Origin of the sequence: Kineococcus gypseus (assembly GCF_050871305.1) — a bacterium.
Classification (GTDB): Bacteria; Actinomycetota; Actinomycetes; order Actinomycetales; family Kineococcaceae; genus Kineococcus; species Kineococcus gypseus.
Window position 1 is genome coordinate 65,799 of sequence record NZ_JBJLRD010000012.1, and the last position, 26,711, is coordinate 92,509.

Annotated in this window: 20 protein-coding genes and 1 pseudogene; 11 read left to right on the top strand and 10 right to left on the bottom strand. The window is 77.6% G+C overall.

The genetic code is table 11. The features are described 5' to 3' along the window. Window positions 1–15: 15 nt before the first annotated feature. Window positions 16–2,055 (bottom strand): serine/threonine-protein kinase, encoded by a 2,040-nt coding sequence (locus ACRYMN_RS06690; protein ID WP_432493269.1) that lies wholly within the window; start codon window positions 2,053–2,055, stop codon window positions 16–18. 68 nt (window positions 2,056–2,123) lie between these two features. Here ACRYMN_RS06690 and ACRYMN_RS06695 point away from each other — a divergent pair, with 68 nt between their 5' ends. From ACRYMN_RS06695 to lipB, 3 genes are read left to right on the top strand one after another with little or no spacing between them, the layout of a single operon-like run. Beyond that, a complete protein-coding gene (locus ACRYMN_RS06695) occupies window positions 2,124–3,497 on the top strand; it encodes an FAD-dependent oxidoreductase (protein WP_432493271.1) in 1,374 nt (457 codons plus the stop codon). Beyond that, window positions 3,487–4,224 carry a Type 1 glutamine amidotransferase-like domain-containing protein gene (locus ACRYMN_RS06700; RefSeq protein ID WP_432493273.1) on the top strand — a complete coding sequence of 246 codons (738 nt, stop codon included), beginning with the start codon at window positions 3,487–3,489 and terminating at the stop codon, window positions 4,222–4,224. The genes ACRYMN_RS06695 and ACRYMN_RS06700 overlap by 11 nt, the downstream gene beginning before the upstream one ends. 53 nt (window positions 4,225–4,277) lie before the next feature. Next, complete coding sequence (lipB, locus tag ACRYMN_RS06705; RefSeq protein ID WP_432493275.1) at window positions 4,278–4,952, top strand: lipoyl(octanoyl) transferase LipB; 675 nt, start codon at window positions 4,278–4,280, stop codon at window positions 4,950–4,952. A 27-nt stretch (window positions 4,953–4,979) separates the two neighbouring features. Here lipB and ACRYMN_RS06710 read toward each other — a convergent pair whose 3' ends face one another. Continuing rightward, window positions 4,980–5,903, bottom strand: a complete 924-nt coding sequence (locus ACRYMN_RS06710; protein ID WP_432493277.1) for an LLM class F420-dependent oxidoreductase — start codon at window positions 5,901–5,903, stop codon at window positions 4,980–4,982. Window positions 5,904–5,955: 52 nt separating this feature from the next. Here ACRYMN_RS06710 and ACRYMN_RS06715 point away from each other — a divergent pair, with 52 nt between their 5' ends. The 3 genes from ACRYMN_RS06715 (at window position 5,956) to ACRYMN_RS06725 (ending at window position 9,327) form a co-directional block, all read left to right on the top strand. Continuing rightward, window positions 5,956–7,407 carry a serine hydrolase domain-containing protein gene (locus tag ACRYMN_RS06715; RefSeq protein ID WP_432493279.1) on the top strand — a complete coding sequence of 484 codons (1,452 nt, stop codon included), beginning with the start codon at window positions 5,956–5,958 and terminating at the stop codon, window positions 7,405–7,407. 46 nt (window positions 7,408–7,453) lie between these two features. Continuing rightward, the gene (lipA, locus tag ACRYMN_RS06720) at window positions 7,454–8,455 is read left to right on the top strand and encodes a lipoyl synthase (RefSeq protein ID WP_432493281.1); all 1,002 of its coding nucleotides are present in this window, start codon (window positions 7,454–7,456) and stop codon (window positions 8,453–8,455) included. A gap of 140 nt (window positions 8,456–8,595) precedes the next feature. Then, on the top strand, window positions 8,596–9,327 hold the full coding sequence (locus ACRYMN_RS06725; protein WP_432493283.1) for a DUF4191 domain-containing protein: 732 nt from the start codon (window positions 8,596–8,598) through the stop codon (window positions 9,325–9,327). A gap of 65 nt (window positions 9,328–9,392) precedes the next feature. On the opposite strand, the gene ACRYMN_RS06730 is transcribed toward ACRYMN_RS06725, so the two are convergent. Continuing rightward, window positions 9,393–9,839, bottom strand: coding sequence for an RDD family protein (locus ACRYMN_RS06730; protein ID WP_432493285.1), 447 nt, complete (start codon window positions 9,837–9,839; stop codon window positions 9,393–9,395). Window positions 9,840–10,023: 184 nt separating this feature from the next. Between ACRYMN_RS06730 and glnA the strand changes: the two genes are divergently transcribed. The 3 genes from glnA to fgd all read left to right on the top strand — a co-directional run bounded on the left by glnA (window position 10,024) and on the right by fgd (window position 12,993). Beyond that, complete coding sequence (gene glnA / locus ACRYMN_RS06735; RefSeq protein WP_432493287.1) at window positions 10,024–11,448, top strand: type I glutamate--ammonia ligase; 1,425 nt, start codon at window positions 10,024–10,026, stop codon at window positions 11,446–11,448. 110 nt (window positions 11,449–11,558) lie between these two features. Beyond that, window positions 11,559–11,879, top strand: a complete 321-nt coding sequence (locus ACRYMN_RS06740; protein ID WP_432493289.1) for an STAS domain-containing protein — start codon at window positions 11,559–11,561, stop codon at window positions 11,877–11,879. 79 nt (window positions 11,880–11,958) lie between these two features. After that, window positions 11,959–12,993 carry a glucose-6-phosphate dehydrogenase (coenzyme-F420) gene (gene fgd, locus ACRYMN_RS06745; RefSeq protein WP_432493291.1) on the top strand — a complete coding sequence of 345 codons (1,035 nt, stop codon included), beginning with the start codon at window positions 11,959–11,961 and terminating at the stop codon, window positions 12,991–12,993. Between the two features lie 70 nt (window positions 12,994–13,063). On the opposite strand, the gene ACRYMN_RS06750 is transcribed toward fgd, so the two are convergent. Both ACRYMN_RS06750 and ACRYMN_RS06755 read right to left on the bottom strand, forming a co-directional pair. Further along, window positions 13,064–16,162, bottom strand: a complete 3,099-nt coding sequence (locus ACRYMN_RS06750; protein WP_432493293.1) for a bifunctional [glutamine synthetase] adenylyltransferase/[glutamine synthetase]-adenylyl-L-tyrosine phosphorylase — start codon at window positions 16,160–16,162, stop codon at window positions 13,064–13,066. A 38-nt stretch (window positions 16,163–16,200) separates the two neighbouring features. Then, complete coding sequence (locus tag ACRYMN_RS06755; protein ID WP_432493295.1) at window positions 16,201–17,544, bottom strand: glutamine synthetase family protein; 1,344 nt, start codon at window positions 17,542–17,544, stop codon at window positions 16,201–16,203. Between the two features lie 138 nt (window positions 17,545–17,682). Here ACRYMN_RS06755 and ACRYMN_RS06760 point away from each other — a divergent pair, with 138 nt between their 5' ends. Together ACRYMN_RS06760 and panB are read left to right on the top strand one after the other, a co-directional pair. Next, window positions 17,683–19,485 (top strand): NAD+ synthase, encoded by a 1,803-nt coding sequence (locus ACRYMN_RS06760; protein WP_432493299.1) that lies wholly within the window; start codon window positions 17,683–17,685, stop codon window positions 19,483–19,485. Beyond that, a complete protein-coding gene (panB, locus tag ACRYMN_RS06765) occupies window positions 19,482–20,315 on the top strand; it encodes a 3-methyl-2-oxobutanoate hydroxymethyltransferase (protein WP_432493301.1) in 834 nt (277 codons plus the stop codon). The genes ACRYMN_RS06760 and panB overlap by 4 nt, the downstream gene beginning before the upstream one ends. Here the strand turns inward: panB and ACRYMN_RS06770 are convergent. The 5 genes and pseudogenes from ACRYMN_RS06770 to ACRYMN_RS06790 form a co-directional block, all read right to left on the bottom strand. Then, a complete protein-coding gene (locus tag ACRYMN_RS06770; RefSeq protein ID WP_432493303.1) occupies window positions 20,261–21,175 on the bottom strand; it encodes an HAD family hydrolase in 915 nt (304 codons plus the stop codon). The genes panB and ACRYMN_RS06770 overlap by 55 nt on opposite strands. After that, a pseudogene (locus ACRYMN_RS06775) lies at window positions 21,172–23,771 on the bottom strand (phosphoribosyltransferase domain-containing protein). The gene ACRYMN_RS06770 and the pseudogene ACRYMN_RS06775 overlap by 4 nt, the downstream one beginning before the upstream one ends. A 143-nt stretch (window positions 23,772–23,914) precedes the next feature. Further along, window positions 23,915–25,141, bottom strand: a complete 1,227-nt coding sequence (locus ACRYMN_RS06780; protein ID WP_432493305.1) for an HpcH/HpaI aldolase/citrate lyase family protein — start codon at window positions 25,139–25,141, stop codon at window positions 23,915–23,917. A gap of 90 nt (window positions 25,142–25,231) precedes the next feature. Further along, the gene (locus ACRYMN_RS06785; protein ID WP_432493307.1) at window positions 25,232–25,810 is read right to left on the bottom strand and encodes a TerD family protein; all 579 of its coding nucleotides are present in this window, start codon (window positions 25,808–25,810) and stop codon (window positions 25,232–25,234) included. Between the two features lie 79 nt (window positions 25,811–25,889). Further along, window positions 25,890–26,567: a hypothetical protein gene (locus tag ACRYMN_RS06790; protein WP_432493309.1), complete on the bottom strand. Its 678-nt coding sequence runs from the start codon at window positions 26,565–26,567 to the stop codon at window positions 25,890–25,892. Window positions 26,568–26,711 lie beyond the last annotated feature (144 nt).

Below are 26,711 nucleotides of genomic sequence, written 5' to 3' on the forward strand. Positions count from 1 at the left end.
CCGTGCGGGCCCCGCTCAGCCGACGGCCCGCACGCGCCACTGGCCCTCCACGCGCACCAGGGTCAGGCGCGAGGCGCGCGGGGCGGAGGCGGGCACGCTGCTCACCGCGCCGTCGGGGCCGAGGACCTCGTGCGCCTGCGTGACGACCTCGGCCACCACGACCGCGCGCCCGGGCTGCGCCACCTCGACGGCCACGTCCAGCACGTCGAAGCCCAGCCCGGACCAGCGCGAGCCGGCGGCGGCGAGCTGCACCAGCAGCGCCTCGTCGGCGGCCAGGGCCGGTGAGCCGGGGGCGTCCACCCCCGCCAGCGCGGCGGGGTCCGCGGAGCGCAGCGCGTCCGCGCGCCGGGCGGCCAGCTCGCGCACCACCGCGGGCAGGTCGGCGCCCAGCAGCACGCCGTCGCCCACCTCACCCTCCCCCGCCCGACCGGCGGCCCCCACGCCGACAGCCCCCACGCCGACAGCCCCCACGCCGATAGCCCCCACGCCGACGGCCTCGTCACCGGCGGCCGGGACGGGGACGGCGGGGACCGGGGCCGCTGCAGCGGCCGCGACCGGCGGCGGTGCGGCGGCGGGCGCCACGGCCAGGGGGGTGCGCGGAGCTGCGGGCTGGGCGAGCTCGGTGGGCTCGCTGGGCTGCGCGGGCTCGGCGGGGGCGGCGGCGCGCACCGGCACCGCGTCGGCCGCCGGCCCGCCCGGGCGCAGGGCCACCGCGGCGCTCACACCGGCGGCGACCACGAGGGCGGCCGCCGCCCCGGCCAGCACCCGCCGCCCCGGGCGGCGCGAGGCACCCGGCCCGCTCCCGCGCGACCCGGGCCGCGCGGCGACGCGCCCGGTCCGGGCGGGCAGCGGCGCGGGCGCCGCTGCAGGTACCGCCGCGGGCACCGCCGGGCGCAGGGGCCGGGTGACCGGCACGGCAGCGGAGTCCCCGGGGTGCGCCGGCGAGGTCCCGCCGCCACCGGCGGGCGCGGCGTCGCCACCGCGCGCGGGCGCGCCCGCCGCCCAGGGCCCGGCGCCGGAGGAGCGCACCGGGCGCGGCTGGGCGCAGCCGGCCGCGGCCTGGGCCAGCTCCCCGGGCGTGGGGCGCCGCGAGGGCGTGCGGTGCAGACCCTCGCGCAGCACGCCGAGCAGCTCGGTGGAGGTGCCCGCGGGCAGGGCCGCCCCGGCGCGGCGCACCGCGCGGCGGCCCACGCCCGAGCCGCCGGACGGGGGCGCCTGCCCGGTCAGGGCCCACCAGGCCACCGCCGCCAGCCCGTACACGTCCGAGGCCGCCCCGGCCGCACCACCGGCGACGACCGCGGGGTCGGCGAAGCCCGGCGTGCCCAGGACGCTGCCGTGCGGGCGGCCGATCGCGCGCGCCAGCCCCAGGTCGGCCAGCAGCGGCTCGCCGCGCGCGTCGAGCAGCACGTTGCCCGGGGAGACGTCGCCGTGCACCACCCCGGCGGAGTGCAGCTCCTCCAGCGCGGGGCCGAGGACCGCCAGCAGCCCGACGACCTCCGCCGCGCCGAGGCGCCCGCGCCGGCGCAGCACCTCGGCCAGGCTGCCGCCGGGGGCCAGGTCGAGCACGAGCACCGGCCGGCCGGCGCCGTCGCGGGAGATGTCGTGCACGGCCACGACGCGGGGGTGGCGCACCCGGCGCAGGAGGGCCAGCTCGCGCAGCGGGCCCGCCCCGCCGGCGGTGCCACCAGTGCCACCGGGGCCCTCGGGCCCCCCGGGCCCGTCGGCGCCGTCGGCCACGGGCTGCAGCACCTTCAGCGCCCGCCGCTGCCCGTCCGGCCCGGTGCCGGCCCACACCACGCCCGAGCCGCCCGCGCCCAGCAGGTGGTGCACCTCGTAGCCGTCGACCCGCGGGGCGCGCAGGCGCAGGTCCTCGCCCAGCTCGGCCAGCGCGGCGCGGCGGGCGGCGCGCACGGCACCGGCCGTCCCCGTCCCGGACGGCGCGGGCCCGGCCGGGGCGGCGTGCCGGCCGCGGCGCAGCGAGCGCACGCCGGGGGTGGTCGCGGGGTCGCCGGGGGCGGTCGCGGGGTCGCCGGGGGCGGTCTCGTCGTGGGGCACGCGGGACAGGGAACCGCACGCGGCGGGATGGCCGCGCCCGTCATCCACAGCCTCGATACGCTCGGGGGGTGATCCCCAGCCCCACCACCCTGGACCGGTCGGACCCCCTGCTCCCGGCCATCCCGTCGGGGAAGGCCTCGCCGTCCCCCGCGGTGCCCTCGCCGTCGCTGCCGCCGACGGCGGACGTGGTCGTCGTCGGCGCCGGCCTGGCCGGGCTGGCGTGCGCCCGGCACCTGACCGCGGCCGGGGTCGAGGTGGTCGTCGTGGACTCCTCCGACGGGGTGGGCGGTCGCGTGCGCTCCGACCTCGTCGACGGCTTCCGCGTCGACCGGGGCTTCCAGCTGATCAACCCCGCGTACCCCGAGCTGCACAACGTCCTCGACGTCGCCGCGCTGCGCCTGCAGCCCTTCGACGCCGGCGTCGCGGTGCACCGCGACGGGCGCGTGTCCGCGGTGCGCGACCCGCGCCGGCACGCGGCCGGCGTGGTGGAGGCGCTGCGCTTCCCGCTGGGCGGGGTGAGGGAGAAGGCCGCGGTGGCGCGCTGGCTGCTGCGGGTGACCGGCCCCGGGGACCTGAAGGAGCGCGACTCGGGCTGGTCCGACGCCCTGGACGACGCCGAGGTGCACGGCGGGCTGCGCTGGTCGGTCATCGAGCCGTTCCTGGCCGGCGTGCTCGGGGAGGTCGACGGCACCACCTCGCGGCGCTACGTCGACCTGGTGGTGCGCAGCCTGCTGCGCGGCACCCCGGGCCTGCCGGCCGCGGGCGTGCAGGCGGTGCCCGAGGCGATCGCGGCGCAGCTGCGCCCCGGCTCGGTCGTGCTGGGCACCGAGGTGCGCCACCTGGGCCTGGCGCCGCGCTCGATCGTCGCGGAGACCACCGCGGGCGGGGTCAACGCGCAGGCCGTCGTCGTGGCCACCGACGTCGGCGCGGCCGCCCACCTGCTGCCGAAGCTGCAGGAGCCGCAGGTGCACCCGCTGACGTCCTACTGGTACGTCACCCCCTCCTCCCCCGCGCCGGCCTCGCGCGAGAAGCTCATCCACCTCGACGGCGAGCGCGGCGGCCCGGTGGTCAACACCGCCGTCGTCTCCGCCGTGGCGCCGAGCTACGTGCCCGCCGGGGACCGGCGCGGCCTGGTCAGCGCCCTGCTGCTGGGCCGCGACGCCTCGGCGGGGACGGACGCGCGGGTGCGCGCGCAGCTGGCCCGCGTCTACGGCGCCGACACCGCCGGGTGGGAGCTGATCGCGGTGCACGACGTGCCGCACGCGCTGCCGGCGCTGACGGCCCCGTTCGACGGGCCGCGCCCGGTCGACCTCGGCGACGGCCTGTTCGTCGCCGGCGACCACCGCGAGAACCCCTCGCAGCAGGGCGCGCTCGTGGCCGGCCGGCGCGCCGCCGACGCCGTGCTCACCCGGCTGGGGATGGGGCGCCGCCGTGCCGGCTGAGCGGCCCACGGTCGTGGCCACCTCCGGGGGCTGGCGCCGCCGCGAGCGCGGCGGGCTGGACTGGGCGGGCACGGCCCTGGAGGCGGTGCGCCTGGCGCAGGTGCCCGGCTCGCGCCGGCCGCGCCTGACCTACCTGGGCACCGCGGGCGGCGACCAGCGCTCCTGGGCGGCGGAGGTGCACGCCGCCGGCGCCCGCGCCGGGTTCGAGACCACCGTGCTGGACCTGTTCCCCATGCCCTCGGTGGACGACGTGGCGCTGCACCTGCTCGACCAGGACGTCGTCTGGGTCGGCGGCGGCTCGGTGGCCAACCTGCTGGCGGTGTGGCGCGTGCACGGCCTGGAGGGCGCCTTCCGCGCCGCGTGGGAGGCCGGCGTGGTCCTCGGCGGCGTCAGCGCCGGCTCCATCTGCTGGTTCACCGGCGGCACCACGGACTCCTTCGGGCCGGAGCTGCGCGCGGTGACGGACGGGCTGGGCCTGCTGCCGTACGGCAACGGGGTGCACTACGACTCCGAGGCGCGCCGGCGACCGCTGGTGCACGCCCTGGTCGCCGACGGCACCCTGGGCGAGACGCACTGCACCGACGACGGCGTGGGCCTGGTCTACGCGGGCACCGAGCTGGTCGAGGCGGTCGCCGAGGTCGACGGGAAGGGCGCGTACGTGGTGCGCCGCGAGGCCGACGGCGAGGTCGTCGAGACGCGGCTGGAGCCGCGCCGGCTGCCCTCCTGAACCGCCCCGCGAGCGCGCGCGGCGCGCGTCGGGCGCGGACGTAGGCTGCCCGCGTGACGACGGTGGGCACGCGCGCCCCGCAGGTGCGGCGCTGGGACCTGGGCGCGGCGCGGGTGGAGTACCGCGAGGCGTGGGAGCACCAGCGCGCCCTGCACGCGCAGGTCGCCGCCGGCGAGCGCGGCGACACGGTGCTGCTGCTGGAGCACGAGCCGGTCTACACCGCCGGCAAGCGCACCAACTCGTGGGAGCGCCCCGTGGACGGCACCCCCGTGGTCGACGTCGACCGCGGCGGGCGCATCACCTGGCACGGGCCGGGGCAGCTGGTGGGCTACCCGCTGGTGCGGCTGAGCGCGCCGCTGGACGTCGTGGGGTACGTGCGCCGCCTGGAGCAGCTGCTGATCGAGGTCGCGGCGCGCTTCGGGGTGGAGGCGTTCCGGGTGCCCGGGCGCACGGGGGTGTGGGTGGCCACCGACGTCCCGGCGGTGCCCGGCGGGCGCTGCGAGGCGAAGGTCGCCGCGATCGGGGTGCGGGTGGCGCGCGGGGTGACGATGCACGGCTTCGCGCTGAACTGCGACACCGACCTGCGCGGCTTCGGGGCGATCGTGCCGTGCGGGCTGACGGACTCCGGGGTGGCCAGCCTGTCGTCGGCCTCGGGCCGGCCGGTGGGGGTCCTGGAGGCCGCGGCGGTGGTGGAGGAGCTGCTGCCGGCGGCGCGGCTGGCGGGCTGAGCCGCCCGCCGCGCCGCCGGCCGCGGCTCACAGCTGCGGGCGCACCTCCTGCGCGACCAGGTCCAGGTGCTCCAAGTCGGACAGGTCCATCACCTGCAGGTAGAAGCGGGTGATGCCCACCTGCGCGTAGCGGCCGATGGCGTCGACGACCTCGGCGGGGGTGCCGGCCAGGCCGTTCTCGCGCAGCTCGGCGGGCTCGCGCCCGATGGCGGCCGCGCGGCGCGCGACCTCGGCCTCGTCGCGCCCGCAGCACAGCACCAGCGCCGCGGAGAAGGTGATCTCGCCGGCGTCGCGGCCGCGGGCCGCGCAGGCCTCGCGCACGCGGGCGATCGCGGCGGCGTTGTCCTCGGCGCTGGCGAAGGGCAGGTTGAACTCGTCCGCGTACTGCGCGGCCAGGGCGGGGGTGCGCCGCTTGCCGCCGCCGCCGACGATGACGGGGATCCTCCCCTGCGCGGGCTTGGGCAGCGCCGGGGAGCCGGTGATCCGGTAGTGCTCGCCGACGAAGTCGAACGTCTCGCCGACCGGCGTGCTCCACAGGCCGGTGACGACCTCCAGCTGCTCGGCGAAGCGGTCGAAGCGCTCGCGCAGCGGCGGGAAGGGGATGCCGTAGGCGGCGTGCTCCTCCTCGTACCAGCCGGTGCCCAGGCCGAACTCGACCCGCCCGCCGGACATCTCGTCGACCTGGGCGACCTGGATCGCCAGCACGCCGGGGTGCCGGAAGGTCGCGGAGGTCACCAGGGTGCCCAGGCGCACGCGCGAGGTGTCGCGGGCCAGGGCGGCCAGGGTGGTCCAGGCGTCGGTGGGGCCGGGCAGGCCGTCGCCGCCCATGGTCAGGTAGTGGTCGGAGCGGAAGAAGGCGTCGTAGCCGGCTTCCTCGGTGGCGACGGCGACGCGACGCAGGGTCTCGTAGCTGGCGCCTTGCTGGGGTTCGGTGAAGATGCGCAGGTCCACGCCGCCGATCCTGCCCGGCGCCCCGGCGCCGTCCTCTGGCAGGGTCGTGTCCGTGACGAACGAACCGTCCCCACCCGCCGCGCCGCCCGCCGCGCTGCCCGCCGCGCCGCCCGCCGCGCTGCCCGCCGTGCTGCCGGGCACGGCCCGCGCCCTGGAGCACCTGCTGGCGCGCGCGCAGGCCGAGCACCGGCTGCCCTCGGTGGTGGCCGGCCTGGTGCGCGGCGGGCGGCTGGTGTGGACCGGCGCGGCCGGCACCGCCGTGACCGACCCGGCCGGCGAGCACCTGCCGGACGCGGCGGGCACCCAGTACCGCATCGGCTCGATCACCAAGACGTTCGTGGCGGCCGGGGTGATGCGCTGCGTGGAGGACGGGCTGAGCGCGCTGGACGAGCCGCTGCGCGCGCACCTGCCCGAGCTGGTCGGCGCCGGGGCGGGCGCGCTGACGGTGGGGCAGGTGCTCGGGCAGGCCTCGGGGCTGCAGGCCGAGACGGACGGGCCCTGGTGGGAGCGCACCCCGGGCGGGGACTGGCGCGAGCTGCTGCCGCTGCTGGGTCCCTCGGCGCTGCGCCACCGCGCCGGCTCGCGCTTCCACTACTCCAACGTCGGCTACGCCGTGCTCGGCGAGCTGCTGGGGCGGCTGCGCGGGGCGCGCTGGGACGAGGTGGTCGCCGAGCAGTTCCTGCGCCCGCTGGGCATGGCGCGCACCACCACCCGCCCGCAGCAGCCTGCCGCGCGCGGCTTCGCGGTGCACCCGTGGGCCGACGTGCTGCTGCCCGAGCCGGAGCACGACGCCGGCGCCATGGCCCCGGCCGGGCAGCTGTGGTCGACGGTGGCGGACCTGGCGCGCTGGGCCGGCGTGGTCGCCGACGGCGCGGGCGTGCTGCAGCCGGCGACCGTGGAGGCGATGCGCCGCCCGCAGGCCGTCGACGACGCGCGCGGCGCGGCGTGGAGCACCGGCTACGGGCTGGGCCTGCAGCTGTGGAACGCCGCGGGCGCGCGCGCGGCCGGGCACTCCGGCTCCATGCCGGGTTTCGTGGCGATGCTGCGGGTGGACGTGGGCACCGGCGACGCGGTGCTGGCGCTGACGAACTCCACCACCGGCTTCGGGGAGCTGCCGGTGCGGCTGCTGGCGGCGCTGGCCGAGGCCGAGCCGGCCGCGCCGCGCCCGTGGCGCCCGGCGCCGGTGGACGCCGACGCGCTGGAGCTGGTGGGGCCCTGGTACTGGGGCCCGGCGCCGCTGGTGCTGCGCGCCCGCGGGGACGGCTCGCTGGAGCTGAGCGGGCTGGCCGGGCGGGCGCGCTCCTCGCGGTTCGTGCGCGACGGCGCCGCGGGCACCTGGCGGGGCCTGGACGAGTACTACGCCGGCGAACTGCTGCGGGTGGTGCGCTCGGCGGACGGGGCCGTCAGCCACCTGGACCTGGCCAGCTTCCGGCTCACCCGCACGCCCTACGACCCGGGCGCGGACGTGCCCGGTGGCGTGGACCCGACGGGCTGGCGCCCGTGACGGCGGTGCCGACGGCGGGGCCGGGGGCGCGACGTACGCTGGGCGCGTGACGATCGCACCCGAGGGACGGCGCATGCTCCGCATCGAGGCGCGCAACGCCGAGACGCCGATCGAGCGCAAGCCGTCGTGGATCCGCACGAAGGCGCGCACCGGTCCGGAGTACACCGAGCTCAAGGGCCTGGTGAGGAGCGGCGGGCTGCACACCGTCTGCGAGGAGGCGGGCTGCCCCAACATCTACGAGTGCTGGGAGGACCGCGAGGCCACCTTCCTCATCGGCGGCTCCGAGTGCACCCGCCGCTGCGACTTCTGCCAGATCGACACCGGCAGGCCCTCGCCGCTGGACCGCGACGAGCCGCGCCGGGTGGCCGAGAGCATCCGCACGATGGGGCTGCGCTACGCCACGATCACCGGCGTGGCCCGCGACGACCTCGCCGACGGCGGCGCGTGGCTGTACGCCGAGACGATCCGGCAGACCCACGCCCTCAACGAGGGCACCGGCGTGGAGATCCTCGTGCCGGACTTCAACGGCCGCCCGGAGCTGCTGCAGCAGGTCTTCGACGCCGCGCCGGAGGTCTTCGCGCACAACGTCGAGACGGTGCCGCGCATCTTCAAGCGCATCCGCCCCGCCTTCCGCTACGAGCGCTCCCTGGACGTCATCGCGCAGGGGCGCGCCGCGGGCCTGGTGACGAAGTCCAACCTCATCCTGGGCATGGGCGAGACCGACGAGGAGGTCGTCGAGGCGCTGGCCGACCTGCGCGGCGCCGGCTGCGACATCGTCACCATCACCCAGTACCTGCGCCCCAGCCCGCGCCACCACCCCGTGGAGCGCTGGGTCAAGCCCGAGCGCTTCGTGGAGTTCTCCGCCGAGGCCGAGCGCCTCGGCTTCGCGGGCGTCATGGCCGGGCCGCTGGTGCGCTCCTCGTACCGCGCCGGGCGGCTGTGGGCGCAGGCGATGCGCCGGCGCGGCGTGGCCGTGCCCGAGCAGCTGGCGCACCTGGACCGCGAGGTGCCCGCCGCGCAGGAGGCCTCCAGCCTGCTGGCGCGCTGACGCCGCCCGGCCCACCCGCCAGGCCCACCCCCACCGCCGACCCGCCCGCGTCCCCGACCGCGCCGCCGCTCCCCCGGACGGCGGCCGGGCGGCGACGATCGGCGGTGGGGCGGGCGGTGCGCGCGCCGTATCCTCCTCCCATGGCACGACGCGAGGCGCCCGCGGGCGCGAGCCCCGCCCCGAAGCCGAGGAAGCAGCGCTTCAAGCGGCTCCGTCAGCTCAAGCAGGTCTACGACATGACGGTGCGGGTCGACCCCGCGACGCGGTGGTGGCTGCTGCTGGCGATCGGCGCCCCGGTGCTCGTCGGCGTGGTCGTCGGCGTGGCCACCGGCCACTGGATCTACTTCCCGCTGCTCGGGGTCATGGTCGGCGCCCTGGCGGGCATGTTCCTGCTGGGCCGGCGCGCCGAGCGCGCCGCCTACGTCAGCCTCGAGGGCCAGAAGGGCGCCGCCGGCGCCGCGCTGAGCTCGCTGCGCCGCGGCTGGACCGTCGAGCAGGAGCCGGTGGCGATCGAGGCGCGCACCCAGGACATGGTCTTCCGCGCGGTCGGCCGCGCCGGGATCGTCCTGGTGGGCGACGGCCCGCCCACCCGCGTGCGCCGGCTGCTCGAGGGCGAGCGGCGCAAGGTGGCCCGCGTGGCCCCGAACGTGCCGGTGCACCTCTACACCGTCGGCGACGGCGGCGGCGAGGGCGAGGTGCCGCTGCGCAGGCTGGCGCCGAAGGTGCAGCGCCTCAAGCCCACCCTGACCAAGCAGGAGGTCGCCGCGGTCACCAAGCGGCTGAAGGCCCTGGGCGGGGTGCGCCCGCCGGTGCCGCAGGGCGTGGACCCCATGCGCGCGCGCCCGGACCGCCGCGCCATGCGCGGGCGCTGAGCCGGGCACGACCCGCCGCACCCCCCTCGACGCGACCCCCGCGACGCGACCCTCCGGGCCGCCGGTCACCGACGCACGACGACGGTGCCGGCGGCCTTGTCGTGCAGGCCGCGGCGGTCCGCGTCCCACACCGCCGCCGGCACCACGAGCACGAGCAGGAGCGTGCGCACGGCCGCGCGCAGCGGGCCCACGGGCCGCGGGGCGTCCACGCGGCGCACCACCACGCCGGCGACGGCGTGCCCGATGCTCGTGCCGAGCGTGGCCACCAGCAGCAGGTGCATCAGCGCGAAGACGGCCAGCGGCGCGAAGTCGCGCCCCAGCGCCTCGGCGAGGAAGGCGCGGCCGATGAGGGTCGCCAGCGCCCAGTCCACCGCCAGCCCGAGCAGGCGCCGCGGCCAGCCGGCCACGGCGCCGCGCCCGGCGGCCGGCAGGCCCAGCCGGGCGCCGGGCACGGGGGCGTCGTCGCCGCCGCGCGGGCCGGGCGCTGCGCTGCTGGGCGGGCTCTGGCTCACGGCGCCACCCTAAGCGCCGCGGCGCGGCGCGCCGGGGCGCGGGGCGCACCACCCTGTCGCCACCGGCGACCGCCCCGGTAACGTGCCGGAAACACCGGCGACACGGGAGCGAAACGGCGTCCCCCTAGCGTCGGCGCGTCCGCGGCGGCTCGAAGGCCGGGCCGGTCCCGTCCCTGGAGGTTGGATGTTCAGCAACTCCGAAGAGGTCCTGAAGTACATCAAGGATGAGGACGTCAAGTTCGTCGACATCCGCTTCTGCGACCTTCCGGGCGTCATGCAGCACTTCAACGTGCCCGCCGCATCGGTGGACGCGGACGCCCTGACCGAGGGCCAGATGTTCGACGGCTCCTCGATCCGCGGCTTCCAGGCCATCCACGAGTCGGACATGAAGCTGATCGCGGACCCGACCTCGGCCTTCCTCGACCCGTTCCGGGCCGAGAAGACGCTGGTGATCAACCACTCCATCGTGGACCCGTTCACCGACGAGCCCTACAGCCGCGACCCGCGCAACATCGCGGCCAAGGCCGAGGCGCACCTGAAGTCCACCGGCATCGCCGACACCGTCTACTTCGGCGCCGAGGCGGAGTTCTACATCTTCGACGACGTGCGGTTCGAGACGAGCCAGCGCGAGTCGTACTACCACATCGACTCCGTCGAGGCGGCGTGGAACACCGGCCGCTCCGAGGAGGGCGGCAACCGCGGCTACAAGACGCGCTACAAGGGCGGCTACTTCCCCGTCCCGCCGGTGGACCACTTCGCCGACCTGCGCGACGAGATGTGCGTGGAGCTCGGCAAGGCCGGCCTGAGCGTGGAGCGCTCGCACCACGAGGTCGGCACCGCGGGCCAGGCCGAGATCAACTACCGCTTCGACACGCTGAAGAACGCCGCCGACCAGCTGCTGCTCTTCAAGTACGTCGTCAAGAACGTCGCCTGGCGCAACGGCCGCACGGTGACCTTCATGCCCAAGCCCCTCTTCGGCGACAACGGCTCGGGCATGCACTGCCACCAGTCGCTGTGGAAGGACGGCGAGCCGCTCTTCTACGACGAGAAGGGCTACGGCGGGCTGTCGGACCTGGCGCGCTGGTACATCGGCGGCCTGCTGCACCACGCCCCGTCGCTGCTGGCCTTCACCAACCCGACGGTGAACTCCTACCACCGCCTGGTGCCGGGCTTCGAGGCTCCGGTCAACCTGGTCTACTCGGCGCGCAACCGCTCCGCGTGCATCCGCATCCCGATCACGGGCAACTCCCCCAAGGCCAAGCGCCTGGAGTTCCGCGTGCCGGACCCGTCGGCCAACCCGTACCTGGCGTTCTCCGCGCAGCTCATGGCGGGCCTGGACGGCATCAAGAACCGCATCGAGCCGGCCGACCCGGTCGACAAGGACCTCTACGAGCTCCCGCCGGAGGAGCACGCGAACATCAAGACGGTCCCGTACTCGCTGCCGGCGGTGCTGGACAAGCTGGAGGAGGACCACGAGTACCTCCTCGACGGCGGGGTGTTCACCTCCGACCTCATCGAGACGTGGATCGACTACAAGCGCACCAACGAGGTCGACCCGATCCGCCTGCGCCCGCACCCGCACGAGTTCGAGCTGTACTTCGACATCTGAGCCGACCCGGCAGCTGAGCCGGCCGGCACGGCCCGAGGGCCCGGTCCCCGCACCGCGGGGGCCGGGCCCTCGTGCTGCGGCGCCCGGGCGCCTCGCCTAGTCTCGGCGGCGTGGAGCGCGTCGTCGTCATCGCCGACGTCGACGAGACCCGCGTGCTGCTCTCCGGGGACGTCGACGCGAGCCTGGGTGCCGAGCTGGCCACGGCCTCGGCCGCCGTGCTGGCCCGCGACACCCCCATCGTCGTGGACGCCGGCGAGGTGGTCTTCATGGACTCCACCGGCATCGGCTTCCTGGCGCGGCTGGCCTCGCGCGCCCAGCGCCCGCCGGTGGTGCTGCTGCGGCCCCCGCCGGTGGTGCGCTTCCTCGTCAGCAGCACCCGCATCAGCACCCTGCTGGAGGTGCGCGAGAGCGAGGGCGGCACCCCCGCCTGAGCGGCCCGCACCCCCCGCGGCGGGCGCCCGCGGCGCGCGTTAGGTTGAGCGCGAGGCGACGCGAGGAGAGGTGGACCCGGTGACGCAGACGGCCGGCACGGTGGACACGCACGGGCAGCCCCTGCGGCTGGGGTACAAGGCCTCGGCGGAGCAGTTCGACCCCGCCCAGCTGGCGGACTTCGCCGTGCAGGCGGAGGAGCAGGGCATGGACTCGGTGTGGATCTCCGACCACTTCCAGCCCTGGCGGCACGTGGACGGCCACGCGCCCGCGGCGCTGGTGTGGCTGCCGTGGGTGGCCGCGCGCACCCGGCGGGTGCAGCTGGGCACGAGCGTGCTCACCCCCACGCTGCGCTACAACCCCGCCGTCATCGCGCAGGCGTTCGCCACGCTGGGCTGCCTGGCGCCCGGGCGCGCCATCCTCGGCATCGGCACCGGCGAGGCCCTCAACGAGACCGCCGTGGGCGTGGACTTCCCCGAGGCCAAGGAGCGCTTCGCGCGGCTGCGCGAGTCGGTGCGGCTGATCAAGGAGCTGTGGGACGGCGAGCGCGTCACCTTCGAGGGCGAGTACTACCGCCTGCACGACGCCACCGTGTACGACCGGCCCACCACCCCGGTGCCGATCTACGTGGCCGGCGGCGGGCCGGGGGTGACGAAGTACGCCGGCCGCGCCGGGGACGGCTACATCTGCACCTCCGGCAAGGGCATGGACCTGTACCGCGAGACGCTGCTGCCGGCGCTGGAGGAGGGCCTGGCCGCCTCCGGCCGCGAGCCCTCGGCCATCGACCGCACCATCGAGATCAAGGTCTCCTTCGACGAGGACCCCGCGCGGGCGCTGGAGAACTGCCGGTTCTGGGCGCCGCTGTCGCTGACGCCGGAGCAGAAGGCGAGCGTGCACGACCCGGTGGAGATGGCCCGCCTGGCCGACGAGCTGCCCATCGAGCAGGTCGCCAGGCGCTGGATCGTCGCCTCCGACCCCGCCGAGGTCGCCGCGGCCGTGCAGGAGTACGTCGACGCGGGTTTCACCCACCTCGTCTTCCACGCCCCCGGCCACGACCAGTCGCGCTTCCTGAGCCAGTTCACCGCCGACGTCGTGCCGCTGCTCAAGGGGCGCTGACCGGGGAGCCGAGCGGGGAGCCGAGCGGGGAGCACCGACGGGGGCGCCGGCCCGGTCAGCCGGCGGGCGGTCAGCGGCCGTAGAGGACGCGCTCGACCACCGCGCGGCAGCGGCGCGTGGTGCGCAGGTACAGCTCCTCGAACTCCCCCGCCGAGCCCGGCTCGAAGCCGAACAGGCGCGCCACGCCGTCGAGGTCGCGCAGCTGCGTGGGCAGGGAGTCGCCAGGCTTGCCGCGCCACAGCGCCACGGCGTTGCGCGCGCGCGAGGCCAGCGTCCACGCCTGCACCAGCACGTCGGCGTCCTCCGCGGCCAGCACCCCCGCGCGCACCGCGCCGTGCAGGGCGCCGGTGGTGGAGGTGGTGCGCAGCGCCTCGTGCTCGCCGGCGTGGCGCAGCTGCAGCAGCTGCGCGGTCCACTCCACGTCCGAGGTCCCGCCCCGGCCGAGCTTGAGGTGGCGCAGCGGGTCCGCCCCGCGCGGCAGCCGCTCGGCCTCCACGCGCGCCTTGACGCGCCGCACCTCGCGCACGTCCGCGTCCGAGAGCCCCTGCACCGGCCAGCGCAGCGGGTCCACCAGCTCCAGGAACCGCTCGCCGAGGTCGGCGTCGCCGGCGACGGGGCGCGCGCGCAGCAGCGCCTGAGCCTCCCAGGGCTGCGACCAGCGCGCGTAGTACGCCCGGTAGCTCGACAGCGAGCGCACCAGCGGCCCGTTGCGCCCCTCCGGGCGCAGGTCGGCGTCCACCTCCAGCGCCGGCTCGGGACCGGCGGCGCTGAGCTGGCGGCGCAGCTCGGCGACGACCTCGGTGGCCGCGCGCTGCGCGTCGGTCTCCGAGGCGCCCGCGCGCGGCTCGTGCACGAACAGCACGTCCGCGTCGCTGCCGTAACCGGTCTCGGCCCCGCCCAGGCGGCCCATGCCCACCACGAGCAGGCGGGTGGGCAGCTCGCCGCCGGAGCGCTCGGCCACGGCGCGCGCGCTGACGCGCAGCGCCACGTCGAGCACGGCCTGGTCGGCGTCGGACAGCGCCCGGCCCACCCCGGCCAGGTCGCGGGCGCCGACGAGGTCGGCCACGACGGTGCGGAACAGCTCGCGGCGGCGCACCCCGCGCGCGGCCAGCACGGCCCCGGCCGGCTCGCCGCGGCGGGCGGCGGCCGCGGCGGCGTCGGCGATGACCTCCGAGACGTCGTAGGGCGCCAGGCGCTCGTCGTCGGCGAAGACGGCCACCGCCTCCGGGCTCCTCAGCAGCAGGTCCACCGGCAGGCGCGCCGCGGAGAGCACCGAGGCCAGCCGCTCGGCGGCCGCGCCGGAGTCGCGCAGCATCGTCAGGTACCACTGGGTGCCGGCCAGCGCCTCGGACACGCGCCGGTACGCCAGCAGCCCGGCGTCGGGGTCGGCGCCGTCGGCGAACCAGCCCAGCAGCACCGGCAGCAGGGTGCGCTGGATGCTCGCGCGGCGGCTGACGCCGGAGGTCAGCGCCGACAGGTGCCGCAGGGCCCCGGCGGGGTCGCGGTAGCCCAGGGCGGCCAGCCGGGCGCGCGCGGCCTCCGGGCTCAGCTGCGCGTCCAGGCGCGCGTCGGCGGCCGACAGGCGCGCCACCGCGGAGAGCAGCGGGCGGTAGAACAGCTTCTCGTGCAGGCGGCGCACGTCGCGCCGGGTGCCGCGCCAGACCTCCTCCAGGCCGGCGACGGGGTCCCCGCGCAGGCCCATCGAGCGGCCCAGCCGGCGCAGGTCCGCCGGCGCGGTGGGCAGGACGTGGGTGCGCCGCATCCGGTGCACCTGCACGCGGTGCTCCAGGGCGCGCAGCAGGCGGTAGTCGCGGTCCAGCTCGCCGGCGTCGTGGCGCCCGACGTAGCCGTGGGTGGCCAGCGCCTCCAGCGCCTCCAGGGTGTTCGCGCTGCGGCGCAGCCGGTCGTCGGTGCGCCCGTGGACCATCTGCAGCAGCTGGATGGAGAACTCCACGTCGCGCAGGCCCCCGACGCCCAGCTTCAGCTGGCGCTCGGCCTCCTTGGAGGGGATGAGCGACTCCACCCGCCGGCGCATCGCCTGCACCTCCTGCACGAACCCCTCGCGCTCGCCGGCGCTCCACACCAGCGGGGCGATGCCGCGCAGGTACTGCGCGCCCAGCGCGGCGTCGCCGGCGACGGGGCGGGCCTTCAGCAGCGCCTGGAACTCCCACGTGCTGGCCCAGCGGCGGTAGTACTCCAGGTGGCTGGCCAGGGTGCGCACCAGCGGGCCCTGCTTGCCCTCCGGGCGCAGCGCGGCGTCGACCTCCCACAGCGTGCCCTCGGCGGTGGAGGCCGAGCACACCCGCTGCAGCGCCACGGCCAGCTTCGCGCCGGTGCGCAGCGCGGCGTCCTCGGCCGCGCCGTCGGCGGGCTCGGCGACGTAGACGACGTCGACGTCGGAGAGGTAGTTCAGCTCCCGCCCACCGGTCTTGCCCATGCCGATGACGGCCAGGCGGCACTCGGCGCCGCCGCCGGGCAGCTCGGCGCGCGCCAGCGCCAGCGCGGTCTCCAGCGCGGCGGCGGCCAGGTCGGCCAGCTCCGCGGCGGTGCGGTGCAGCACGGCGGTGGGGTCCGCGGTGGCCAGGTCGCGCCCGGCCAGGCCCACCAGGCGGCGGCGGTAGGCCACCCGCAGCGCCTCGGCACCGGGGGTGCCGGCCGCGGCGGCCTCGGCCACCGGCACCTCGGCGGCCGGGTCGGCGCCCACGGCCGCCAGCAGCTCCGCGCGCAGCTCGGCGGCGTCGGGCGCGCCCGCCGAGGCGAGCACCGTCCAGTGCTCCGGGTGGCGCACGAGGTGGTCGCCCAGCGCCACCGAGCCGCCGAGCACGGCCAGCAGCCGCGCGCGGGTGCCGGCGCCCTCGTCGGGGTCGTCCCCGCGCAGCAGCTCGCGCGCCGCGCCCAGGCGCGAGGCGCCGGAACCGGCGCGCGCGCCCAGGGACCCGGCCCAGCGCACCAGGCCCAGCAGCGCCTGGTCGGGGTCGGCGGTGCGGCGCAGGGCGCGCACCAGGCCCGCGGTGGCCTCGTCCTCCAGGGGGTCGTCGTCGCCGCCGACGCGCACCACGCCGGCCAGGGCGGCGTCGCGCAGCAGCCCCAGGGCGCGGGCGGGGTCGGTGAACCCCGCCCGCGCCAGCTGCGCGGTGGCGCTGGTGCGCCGCCCGGGCGCGAGGCTCACGGCAGCGTCCTCACGGCAGCACCCTCACGGCAGCGGCCTCACAGCAGCGGCAGGTAGCGCTGCAGCTCGAACGGGGTGACCTGCGCGCGGTAGTCGGCCCACTCGGCCCGCTTGTTGCGCAGGAAGAAGTCGAAGACGCCCTCCCCGAGGGCCTCGGCGACCAGCTCGGAGCGCTCCATGACGGCGATGGCGTGCTCCAGGCTCTGCGGCAGCGGCTCGATGCCCATGGAGCGGCGCTCGGCGTCGGTCAGCGACCACACGTCGTCCTCGGCGCCGTCGGGCAGCTCGTAGCCCTCCTCCACGCCCTTCAGGCCGGCCGTCAGCAGCAGCGCGTACGCCAGGTAGGGGTTGCAGGAGGAGTCCAGCGCGCGGTACTCCACGCGCACCGACTGCGCCTTGCTGGGCTTGTACATCGGCACGCGCACCAGCGCCGAGCGGTTGTTGTGGCCCCAGCTGACGTAGCTGGGCGCCTCGCCGCCGCCCCACAGGCGCTTGTAGGAGTTGACGAACTGGTTGGTCACGGCGGTGATCTCGGCGGCGTGGCGCAGCACCCCGGCGATGAACCGCCGCCCCGTGCGCGAGAGCTGGTACTCCGCGCCGGCCTCGTAGAAGGCGTTGGCGTCGCCGTCGAAGAGGGACAGGTGGGTGTGCATGCCGGAGCCGGGGTGCCCCTCCAGCGGCTTGGGCATGAAGCTGGCGTACAGCCCCATCTCCCCGGCGACCTCCTTGATGACGGTGCGGAACGTCATGATGTTGTCCGCGGTCGTCAGGGCGTCGGCGTAGCGCAGGTCGATCTCGTTCTGCCCCGGCCCGCCCTCGTGGTGGCTGAACTCCACCGAGATGCCCATGCTCTCCAGCGTGGAGATCGCGGTGCGCCGGAAGTCGGTGGTGGTGCCGCCGGGGTGGTTGTCGAAGTAGCCGACGTAGTCCACCGGCTCGGGCACCGCGCCGCGCTCCAGCGGGCCCTTGAAGAGGTAGAACTCGATCTCGGGGTGCGTGTAGAAGGTGTAGCCGTGCTGGGCGGCGCGGTCCAGGGCGCGCTTGAGCACGTAGCGCGGGTCCGAGCGGGCCGGCTGCCCGTCGGGCGTGAGGATGTCGCAGAAGATGCGCGCGGTGCCCTGGTGCTCGTCGGTGCTGCGCCAGGGCAGCACCTGGAAGGTGGACGGCTCCGGCTGCAGGAGCATGTCGGACTCGGACACGCGCGAGAGGCCCTCGATGGCCGAGCCGTCGAAGCCGATGCCCTCGCCGAACGCGCCCTCGAGCTCGGCCGGGGCGATGGCCACCGACTTCAGCGTCCCGATGACGTCGGTGAACCACAGCCGGACGAAGCGGATGTCCCGCTCCTCCAGCGTGCGCAGCACGAACTCCTGCTGGCGGTCCATCGCCACCCTTCCGTCGCTCCGAAGGGCCCCGGCGGTCGTCGGCGCCCCCGGCGCCATCTTCCCCCATGAGCGCCGCGCCGCGGCGCAGGCGCCCCGCCCGCGGACGGGCCCGGTGCCCGGGCTCACTAGGCTGCGGGCATGCCTCAGCTGCGGGTGGCCATGGCGCAGGTCGACACGACGGTCGGAGACCTCGAGGGGAACGTGCGCGCCGTGCGGGAGTGGGCGCGCCGCGCCGCGCGGGAGGGCGCCCACCTGGCGCTCTTCCCGGAGACGGCGGTGACGGGCTACCCCGTGGAGGACCTGGCGCTGCGCCGCTCCTTCGTGGACGCCTCCAAGCGGGCCGTGGGCCGCCTGGCCGGGGAGCTGGCCGACGACGGCCTCGGCGAGATGGTCGTGGTCGTCGGCTACGTCGACCGCGCCGAGCACGACACCCGCCCCGGCGGGGTGGGCCGCCCGCGCGGGCTGCCGCAGAACTGCGCCGCGGTGCTGCACCGCGGCAGGGTGGTGGCCCGCTACGCCAAGCACCACCTGCCCAACTACGGCGTCTTCGACGAGTACCGCATCTTCGTGCCCGGCGACGACCTGCTCGTGGTGCGCGTGCGCGGGGTGGACGTGGCCGTGGCCATCTGCGAGGACCTGTGGCAGGACGGCGGGCCGGTGCAGACCGCCGGCGACGCCGGGGCCGGGCTGCTGGCGGTGCTCAACGCCTCCCCCTACGAGCGCAACAAGGACGACGTGCGCCTGGAGCTGGTGGGCCGGCGCGCGGCCGAGGCCGGCTGCCCCATCGCCTACGTCAACGCCGTCGGCGGGCAGGACGAGCTGGTCTTCGACGGCGACTCCCTCGTCGTCGACGCCGAGCGCCGGGTGCTGGCGCGCGGGCCGCAGTTCGGCGAGGCCCTCGTGGTGGCCGACCTGGAGCTGGCCGCCGCCGACACCTCCCCGGACTGGGTCGGCGAGGTGCAGCGCGTGACGATCTCCGACCAGCCCGTGCCCGCCTACGAGCCGCTGCCCGCCCCGCTGCACGAGCCGCTGCCGGACGTGGCCGACGTGCACGCCGCGCTCGTGCTGGGCCTGCGCGACTACGTGCGCAAGAACGGCTTCCGCTCCGTGGTGGTGGCCGTCTCCGGCGGCATCGACTCCGCGCTGGTGGCCTCCCTGGCCTGCGACGCGATCGGCGCGCAGCACGTCGTGGGCATCTCGCTGCCCTCGGGCTACTCCTCGCAGCACTCGCGCGACGACGCCGCGGAGCTGGCGCGCCGCTGCGGCTTCGAGTACCGCCAGTACCCCATCGCCCCGATGGTCGACGCCTTCCTGGCCACCGTCCCGCTGGCGGGCGTGGCCGAGGAGAACCTGCAGGCGCGCGTGCGCGGCACCACCCTGATGGGCCTGGCCAACCAGGAGGGCCACCTCGCGCTGGCCACGAGCAACAAGAGCGAGCTGGCGGTGGGCTACTCCACCCTCTACGGCGACTCCGTGGGCGGCTACGCGCCGCTGAAGGACGTGCCCAAGACGCTGGTGTGGGCCTTGTCGCGCTGGCGCAACGAGCAGGCCGCCGCGCGCGGGGAGCAGCCGCCGATCCCGGAGAGCACCATCACCAAGCCGCCGTCGGCGGAGCTGCGCCCCGGGCAGACCGACCAGGACTCCCTGCCGCCGTACGAGGTGCTCGACGCGATCCTGGAGGACTACGTCGAGGGCGACCGCGGGCGCGCCGAGATGCTCGCCGACGGCTTCGACGCCGAGGTCGTCGACGCGGTGCTGACCCTGGTGGACCGCGCCGAGTGGAAGCGCCGGCAGTTCGCCCCGGGGCCGAAGATCTCCTACAAGGCGTTCGGGCGCGACCGCCGCCTGCCCATCTCCAGCCGCTGGCGCGAGCCCACGGTCGGCCCCGCCCTGGCGCCGCCGGTCGTCGCGAGCGAGGCCGCGCGCGAGGCGCTGGCGTGAGCGGCCACGCCGTGGAGGCGCCCGCCTCCCCCGCCGAGCGCCGGCGCACCCGCGTGCACCACCTGCGCGCCATGAAGGAGCGCGGCGAGCGCTGGGCGATGCTCACCAGCTACGACGTGATGACCGCGGCGGTCTTCGACGAGGCGGGCATCCCCGTGCTGCTCGTGGGCGACTCCGCCGCCAACACCGTGCTGGGGATGCCCAGCACGCTGGGCGTGACGCTGGAGGACCTGCTGCCGCTGGTGCGGGCGGTGGTGCGCGGCGCCCCGCACGCCCTGGTGGTCGCCGACCTGCCCTTCGGCTCCTACGAGGCCTCCGACGAGCTCGCCGTGGCCTCGGGCGTGCGGCTGCTGAAGGAGGGCGGCGCGCACGCGGTGAAGCTGGAGGGCGGGGTGCGCAGCGCCTCGCGGGTGCGCGCGCTCGTCGACGCCGGCGTGCCCGTCATGGGGCACGTCGGCTTCACCCCGCAGGCCGAGCACGCGCTGGGCGGCTACCGGGTGCAGGGCCGCGGCGAGGCGGGCGCGGCCGTGCTCGCCGACGCGCGGGCCGTGGCCGACGCGGGGGCGTTCGCGGTGGTGCTGGAGATGGTCCCGGCGCAGGTGGCCGAGCGGGTCACCCGCGAGCTGGCCGTGCCCACGGTGGGCATCGGCGCCGGCGCCGCCTGCGACGCGCAGGTGCTCGTCTGGCAGGACTTCGCGGGCCTGACCGAGCGCACCGCGCGCTTCGTCAAGCGCTACGCGGAGCTGCGCGGCGTGCTCGGCGAGGCGGCGCGCGCCTACGCCGAGGACGTGCGCACCGGCGCCTTCCCCGCGGAGGAGCACTCCTTCTGAGCCTGCGCCGGGTCCGGCACCGGGCCCGGCGGCAGCACCTCGCCGCGCACGGCCGCCAGCAGCCAGCGGGCGGTGCGCTCGCCCGCCTCGGCGCCGGCGGCGCCCAGCAGCGCCACGGCCGGGTGCTCCCAGCCGGCGCGGAACAGCTCCCCGTGGGCGGGGCGCACCGCCGCGCGCGCGGCGGCGAGCAGGTCCGCGTCCAGCAGGGAGTCCCCCGCGGAGACGAAGCCGTCGAAGCCGCCGCGGCGCACCACCTCGGCCACCGCCGCGGACTTCGTCAGCGGCCGCGGCACCGCGTAGAGCTTGCGGCCCTGCAGCGAGACGACGTAGCCCCAGCCGTCCAGCCGGTCCGTCAGCTGCCGCAGGGGCTCCCCCTCCAGCGCGGGCCGCTGCCCCTCGCGCAGCACCGCGTAGGAGAACAGCCCCGGCACGTCGCGCACCGCCGGCTCCGCCGAGCCCGGCACCGCCGCGCGCGCGGCGTCCACGACCCGGGACAGCTCGGCGTGCACCCGCGCCAGCGGGGCGCAGCCGGACAGCGCCCGGCGCACGGCCGCCGCCCACGCCGCGTCCGGCTCGCCGTCCACCAGCAGCACCCCGCCGTTGGCGCACACCGCCACCCGCGGCGGCCGCTGCGGCCAGCGCACCCGCTCGTACTGCTCGCGGGTGCGGGTGGTCACCGGCACGAAGGCGCCGGAGGCGACCAGCTCGCCCAGCAGCCGCCACGCCTGCGGCGTCACCCACGAGATCGTGCGCCCGGCGTACCGCTCCACCGGCACCAGGGCGGCGACGTCGGCGGCCGCGGAGCGCTCGGAGAAGATCAGCGTCTGGTCCAGGTCGCTGGCCGCCAGCGGCCCGCTCACCGGGCGCCCGCCGCCGAGCCCGCCGCCGAGCCCGCCGCCGCGCGCCCGTCCGCGCCGGAGGCCCCGCGCGTGTAGCGCGGGTGCACCAGGCCCACGGCGCTGTACGCCAGGCCCGGCACCTCCTGCACCGGCACGCCGCGCTGCTCGGCCAGCAGCCGCACGTGCGCCAGGTCCCCGGGGTGGGCCAGCTCCGCCTCCGGGCGCACCAGCACCCGCCAGGGCACGCGGCGCAGCAGCACCCGGGTGGTCTCCCCCACGCCGGGCTTGACGAGGTTGACGTCGCCGATGCCGAAGCGCGCGGACAGCTCCTCCACCTGCGCCCAGCCGGTGAAGGTGGGGGTGCGCTCGCCGGCGCGCACCGCCGCCGCGGCGGCCGGCACCTCCGGCGCGACGTCGCCGAAGAACCCCGCGACGGTGTCCACGAAGCGGCGCGAGACGTCCGCCCCGGCCAGCTCGGCGTAGAACTTCGCACCGTGGAAGCGTCCCGGGCCGATGAGCCGGTCGTTGAGGACGGTGCGGCTGACCAGGCCGGAGACGGTGGAGTTCAGGCACGCGGAGGGCACCAGGTAGTCCTCGCGGGTGCCGAAGGTGCGCACGCAGGAGCCGGGGTCGGCCAGCACCGCGAGCTCGTCGCGGAAGCCGCGCACGCCGCAGGCGGCCAGGGCGGCGGACAGCTCGCGCGTGATGGCGCCCTTGCCCGTCCAGCCGTCGACGAACACCACGCGGGCGGGGTCGTGGTGGGCGGCCAGCCAGCGCAGGGCCAGCTCGTCGATGCCGCGCCCGCGCACGATGGACAGCGCGTAGTGCGGCCAGTCGCGCCCGCAGCGCTCGGCGGCCCAGCGCCGCAGCAGCACCCCCACCGGGGTGCCCGCGCGCGCCAGCGAGGCCAGCACGAGGTCCTCGCCGCGCTCGGCGCGCAGCAGCTCGGCGACCACGCCCACGCCCAGCGCGACGCGGCGGGCGGTGCGGCGCAGCGCCGCCTCGAACAGGGCGGCGTACTCGGCGCTGGGCACGTACTCCACCGGCAGCGACTCCGCGTAGTGCGCGCCGCCGGACTGCACGGCCTCCTCGCGCTCCTCCGCGGGCGCCTCCAGCGCCGCGCCGGAGAGGTCGGTGAGCAGCCAGGCCACCTCCTCGGGGCGGTAGCTGGAGAACGCCGGGCCCCGCAGCGGTTCGGGCAGGGCGGTGCCGGCCGGGCGCGGCGCGGTGCTCGCCGGGGTGCTCGCGGGGGTGCTCGCGGGGGTGCTCACGCGGGAGGGCTCCAGACGTCGGCGGGCAGGGTGACCAGGTGCAGGCGCTCGGCCAGCGGCGCCAGGGCGGCCAGCGCCCCGTCGGGCGCGCGCAGCGCCGCGGGGTCGGAGGCGGAGTCCACCACGAGCACGAGCGCGCCCCAGCGGCGCGGGCGCGCGGCGTTGTGGGCGTAGCGGGTGCCGGGGCCGTCCACGGCCGGGTCGTGGCTGCGGAAGGCGAGCGAGGAGCGCACCGCGTAGCCCTCGGCGTCCACCGCCAGCACCGGCGAGCGCGTGGTGGACGAGGCGCGCACCGGCGCCGGCAGGCGCTCGGCCAGCTGAGCGGCCAGCAGCAGCGGGGCGTGCAGCAGCTCCTCGCTGCCCAGCACCAGCACGTCGCCGGCCCCCGCCAGGGCCGCGGCGGCCGGTCCGGCCAGGTCGGCGGCCGCCGCGGCCGCGGCGTGCGCGGGCGAGGCGCCGAAGCGGGCGGTGGTGGGCACCGCGCCCGGCCAGGGCACGGGCAGCTGCGCGACGTCCGCGGGCACCGCAGCGGCGCGCGGCACCACCGGCGCGGCCGCGGCGACCAGCTCGGCCCCGCGCGCCAGCACGTCCGCCGGCAGCCGCACCCGCCCGGCGGCCAGCGCGACGACGTCCACGCGCGCGCCCAGCTCGGCGGCCAGCGCGTCGAGGCGGGCGCGGTCGGCGGGCGAGCGCACGTCGACCAGGCCGGCGACGACGTAGCGCCGGCGCGGGGTGCGCGCGTGCAGCGCGCGCAGGGTGTTGGCCACGGTGCGGCCGGTGGACAGCTCGTCGTCGACGAGGACCAGCGGCGCCGCGGGGTCGGCCAGGCGCTGCAGCACCGCCGGCTCGGCGGGCAGCAGCTGGTGGCCGGTGGCGTGGGAGTGCTCCTCCTCGAAGCCGGCGTAGCCGGTGGCGCCGGGCGCGGCGCGGCGGGTGGAGTGCAGGCACGCCGCCCCCAGCGCCTCGGCCACGGCCTGCCCCAGGCCGGTGGCGGTCTCCGCGTAGCCGACGACGAGCGCGCCGGGCACCGGGGCCGCGACCGCGCGCGCGGCGGCCAGCACGGCGGCGGCGGCCGCGCCGTCCCCGGCCAGGGCGGCGCGCCAGGCGGCGGCGGGGGCACCGGCGCCGGCGGGGGCGCCGAGCGCGGCGGCGACCAGCGCGCCCAGGCGCAGGCCGGCGGCGCGCACCAGCCGCGGGTCGGTGGGCACGTGCTTGCCCAGCACCGTGGACACCAGCAGGTGCGCGCGGCGCGGGTTGCGCCGCAGCGCCAGGCCCAGCAGGTCCCGCACGCCCAGGCCGTCGGTGCCCGGCGGGCCGTCCAGGCGCACGCCGAGGCGTGCGCCCACCCACGAGCCGCCCGGCCAGGCGTCCCCCGGGGCGTCCCGCTCGGTGTCCCGCTCGGTGTCCCGCTCGGTGTCCCGCTCGGTGTCCTGCGCGGTGTCCTGCGCGGTTCCCGGCGAGCCCGTCGGGGCGCCGGCGGCCGGGGCGCTCACCGGGCCGCCCCGGCGGGTGCGCCGCCGCGCTCGGTGAACGCGTGCCAGGCGTCGTCCTGCGCCTGCAGCACGTGCGCGTACGTCACGCCGGGGCGGGACACGCCGAAGGCGCGGGCGCGGGCCAGGACCCGCTCGGCCCACGGGCGGTGCGGGCCGGCCTCGTTCATCTTGTTGCGGTAGCTGGAGGCCATGACGCCGCCGGCGGTCTGGGCCAGCACGTCGGAGGCGTCGCAGTAGTCCTCGTGCGTGACCACGGAGACGGCGTGGACGACGGCCACGTGCGAGGGGTGGATGACCGTCTTGCCCTGCAGGCCGTTGACGCGGTCCAGCTCCAGCTCGCGCACCAGGCCGTCGAGGTCCTCGGCGATGAGCTGCTCGCGCAGGTCCTCGGTGCCCGCGCCGGCGAAGGGGTCGGCGGCCAGGCTGGTGCGGAAGACGCGCGGGCCGGAGGTGAAGTGCTCCCACACCGGCGCGGTGATGGGGTAGCCGCTGCCGTCGGCGCGGCCGAGGACGTTGATGACGTCGCCGAGGACGTCGGCGACGACGCGCACGTCCCACACCGTCGCCCCGCGCGGGCGGCGCAGCCCGTACGCCGAGGACAGGTCGGTGGCGCCGGTGCGCACCGCCAGCACGAGGTCGCGGTGCTCGTCGAGGACGGCGCGGATGGCGAAGAGCGCCTCGCCGCGGGTGTCCAGGTGCGCCACGTCGCGGCTCTCCAGCACCGGCATCGCCCACAGCCGGCGCCCGGCCAGCTCCGAGGCGCGCCGGACCGCGGCCAGCCAGCGCTGCGGCGCCGGCTGGCCGCTGCCCCCGAACTTCGGCAGCACGAAGCCGGTCAGGCACTGCAGCCCGACGCCGCTGCGCGCGGCCACCGCCAGGAGCTGCTCGGGGGTGCGCGGGCGCACGAAGAGCATCAGCGGGGGGCCTGCGGCCCACTCCGGGTGCCGGGCCAGGTCGGCCAGCTCGCGCACGAGGGTGTCCTCGGCCACCTCGACGCGGTCGTCGGGCACGGAGTCCTCCAGGCACGCCACGGCGCTGCGCACCCCGCGCCGCGCCATGCGCAGCAGGTCCCCCGCCAGGCGCTGGCGGGTGGCGGGGCTGTACAGGGTGGCGCCCAGCGCGACGGCGAGCTCGTCGCGGCCCGCACCCAGGTCCACCGGTCGCGGGGGGTGCAGGAAGAGCGCGTCGGTGCGCGCGGGGTCGAGCTCGGTGAAGTGGCGCACGGCGGCGCTCCTCCTCCCGTCGGGCTGGAGGGGTGGGCGGGTGCTGCGGGGGCTCGCGGTGGTGCGGGGGGCTCGCGGTGGTGCGGGGGCTCAGAGGTGCGGGGTGATCGCCGGCAGCAGGTCGCGGAAGGTGCGCCCGGTGGCGGCCTGGCCGATGGCGGTCATCGCCCACCCTCCCCCCTCGCGGGCGAGCTTGGCCATCACCTGCGCGTTGTGGCTGCCGGAACCCGTCAGCTCGTAGCGGGCCAGCTCCACCGCCCGCGGCTGGGCGGTGTCCAGCAGCCGGCAGTAGGCGTTCTGCACGGAGGAGAAGTCCTGGCCGGTGAAGCTGTTGACGGTGAAGACCAGGGTGCTCACCCGCGCGGGCACCGCGGGCAGGTCCACGACGATCACCTCGTCGTCGCCCTCGCCCTCGCCGGTGAGGTTGTCCCCGGTGTGGGTGATCGAGCCGTCCCGGCTGCGCAGCTGCTGGAACCACACGGTGTCCACCAGCTGCCCGGAGGCGTCGAACAGCAGGCAGGAGGCGTCCAGGTCCACGTCGACGGAGCGCTTGCGGCCCAGGAAGCCGCGGGCGACGGCGTCCCAGCCCAGCCCCATGGACACGCGGGTCAGCTGCCCGCCCCCGGACTTGCTCAGCGACAACTTCTGGCCCTTGCTCAGGTCGACCACGTCGTGCTCCCTGCTCGTCGGTGGCGCCGGCCGTGCCGGCGGGTGGCGGGTCGTGCGGGTGGTGCGGGCGCCGCGGCGCTCAGGCGCGCCGCGGGGCGGTGCCGTCCGGCTCCCACACCACGTCGTCGAAGCCGAAGGCCTCGGCGACGTCGCGCTGCGGACCGGGGGTGGAGGCGTCCTCGCGGCGCACGACGAGCTCGCCGGCGACGTCGTGGACGGAGAGCAGGGCGCAGGTGCGCGCCGCCGGCGGGGCACCGGCGTGCACCCGCAGGCGCGCGCCGTCGCGGCGGCGCACCGTCAGCCGCGGCGCCAGGGCGGCCCAGTCGGGCGGCGCGGGGCGCACGGCGTAGGCGTAGACGACCAGGCGGCGCAGCAGGTCCAGGTGCCGGGTGTCCACCAGCAGCTCCTCGCTGCGCTCGGTGCGCCCACCGAGGCGCAGCACCTGGCGCGCGCCGTAGCCGGGGGCGGCCAAATGCTCGCCGAGGGACTGCACCACGCCGCTGCGCCGGTCGCGGGTCTCCCACAGGCACCCCAGGTGCAGGTCGGTGGAGCGCTGCAGACCCGTGCGGGTCACCAGCGGGTCCCACTCCAGCAGCACCCGCAGCGTGCCGGTGCCGCGCTCGGCGACGGGCACGCGCACCACCGGGCGCTCGTCGTCCAGGACCACGAGCGACTCCGAGCGCCGCGCCAGGCCGACCGCCGCCGGCGGCGCCGGCTCGGCGGGCGCGGGACGGGCGGTGCGCGCGGCGGTGGGCACCGGGTCCGCGCGGGGCGGCGCCGGCGGGACCGGGGCCGGGCGGGCGGCCGGCGCGGGCGCAGCCCTGCGGACGGGGCCCGCCGGCGGGGCCGGGGGTGGGCCCGCCGGTGGGGTCTGCGGGCGGGCGGGGGGCCGGGCAGGGGG

Excerpts from the sequence above, each read along its gene's own strand:
- ACRYMN_RS06760 (WP_432493299.1), top strand. The coding sequence starts at position 17,683 with ATGCCTCAGCTGCGGGTGGCCATGGCGCAGGTCGACACGACGGTCGGA.
- ACRYMN_RS06755 (WP_432493295.1), bottom strand. The coding sequence starts at position 17,544 with ATGGACCGCCAGCAGGAGTTCGTGCTGCGCACGCTGGAGGAGCGGGAC.
- glnA (WP_432493287.1), top strand. The coding sequence starts at position 10,024 with ATGTTCAGCAACTCCGAAGAGGTCCTGAAGTACATCAAGGATGAGGAC.
- ACRYMN_RS06725 (WP_432493283.1), top strand. The coding sequence starts at position 8,596 with ATGGCACGACGCGAGGCGCCCGCGGGCGCGAGCCCCGCCCCGAAGCCG.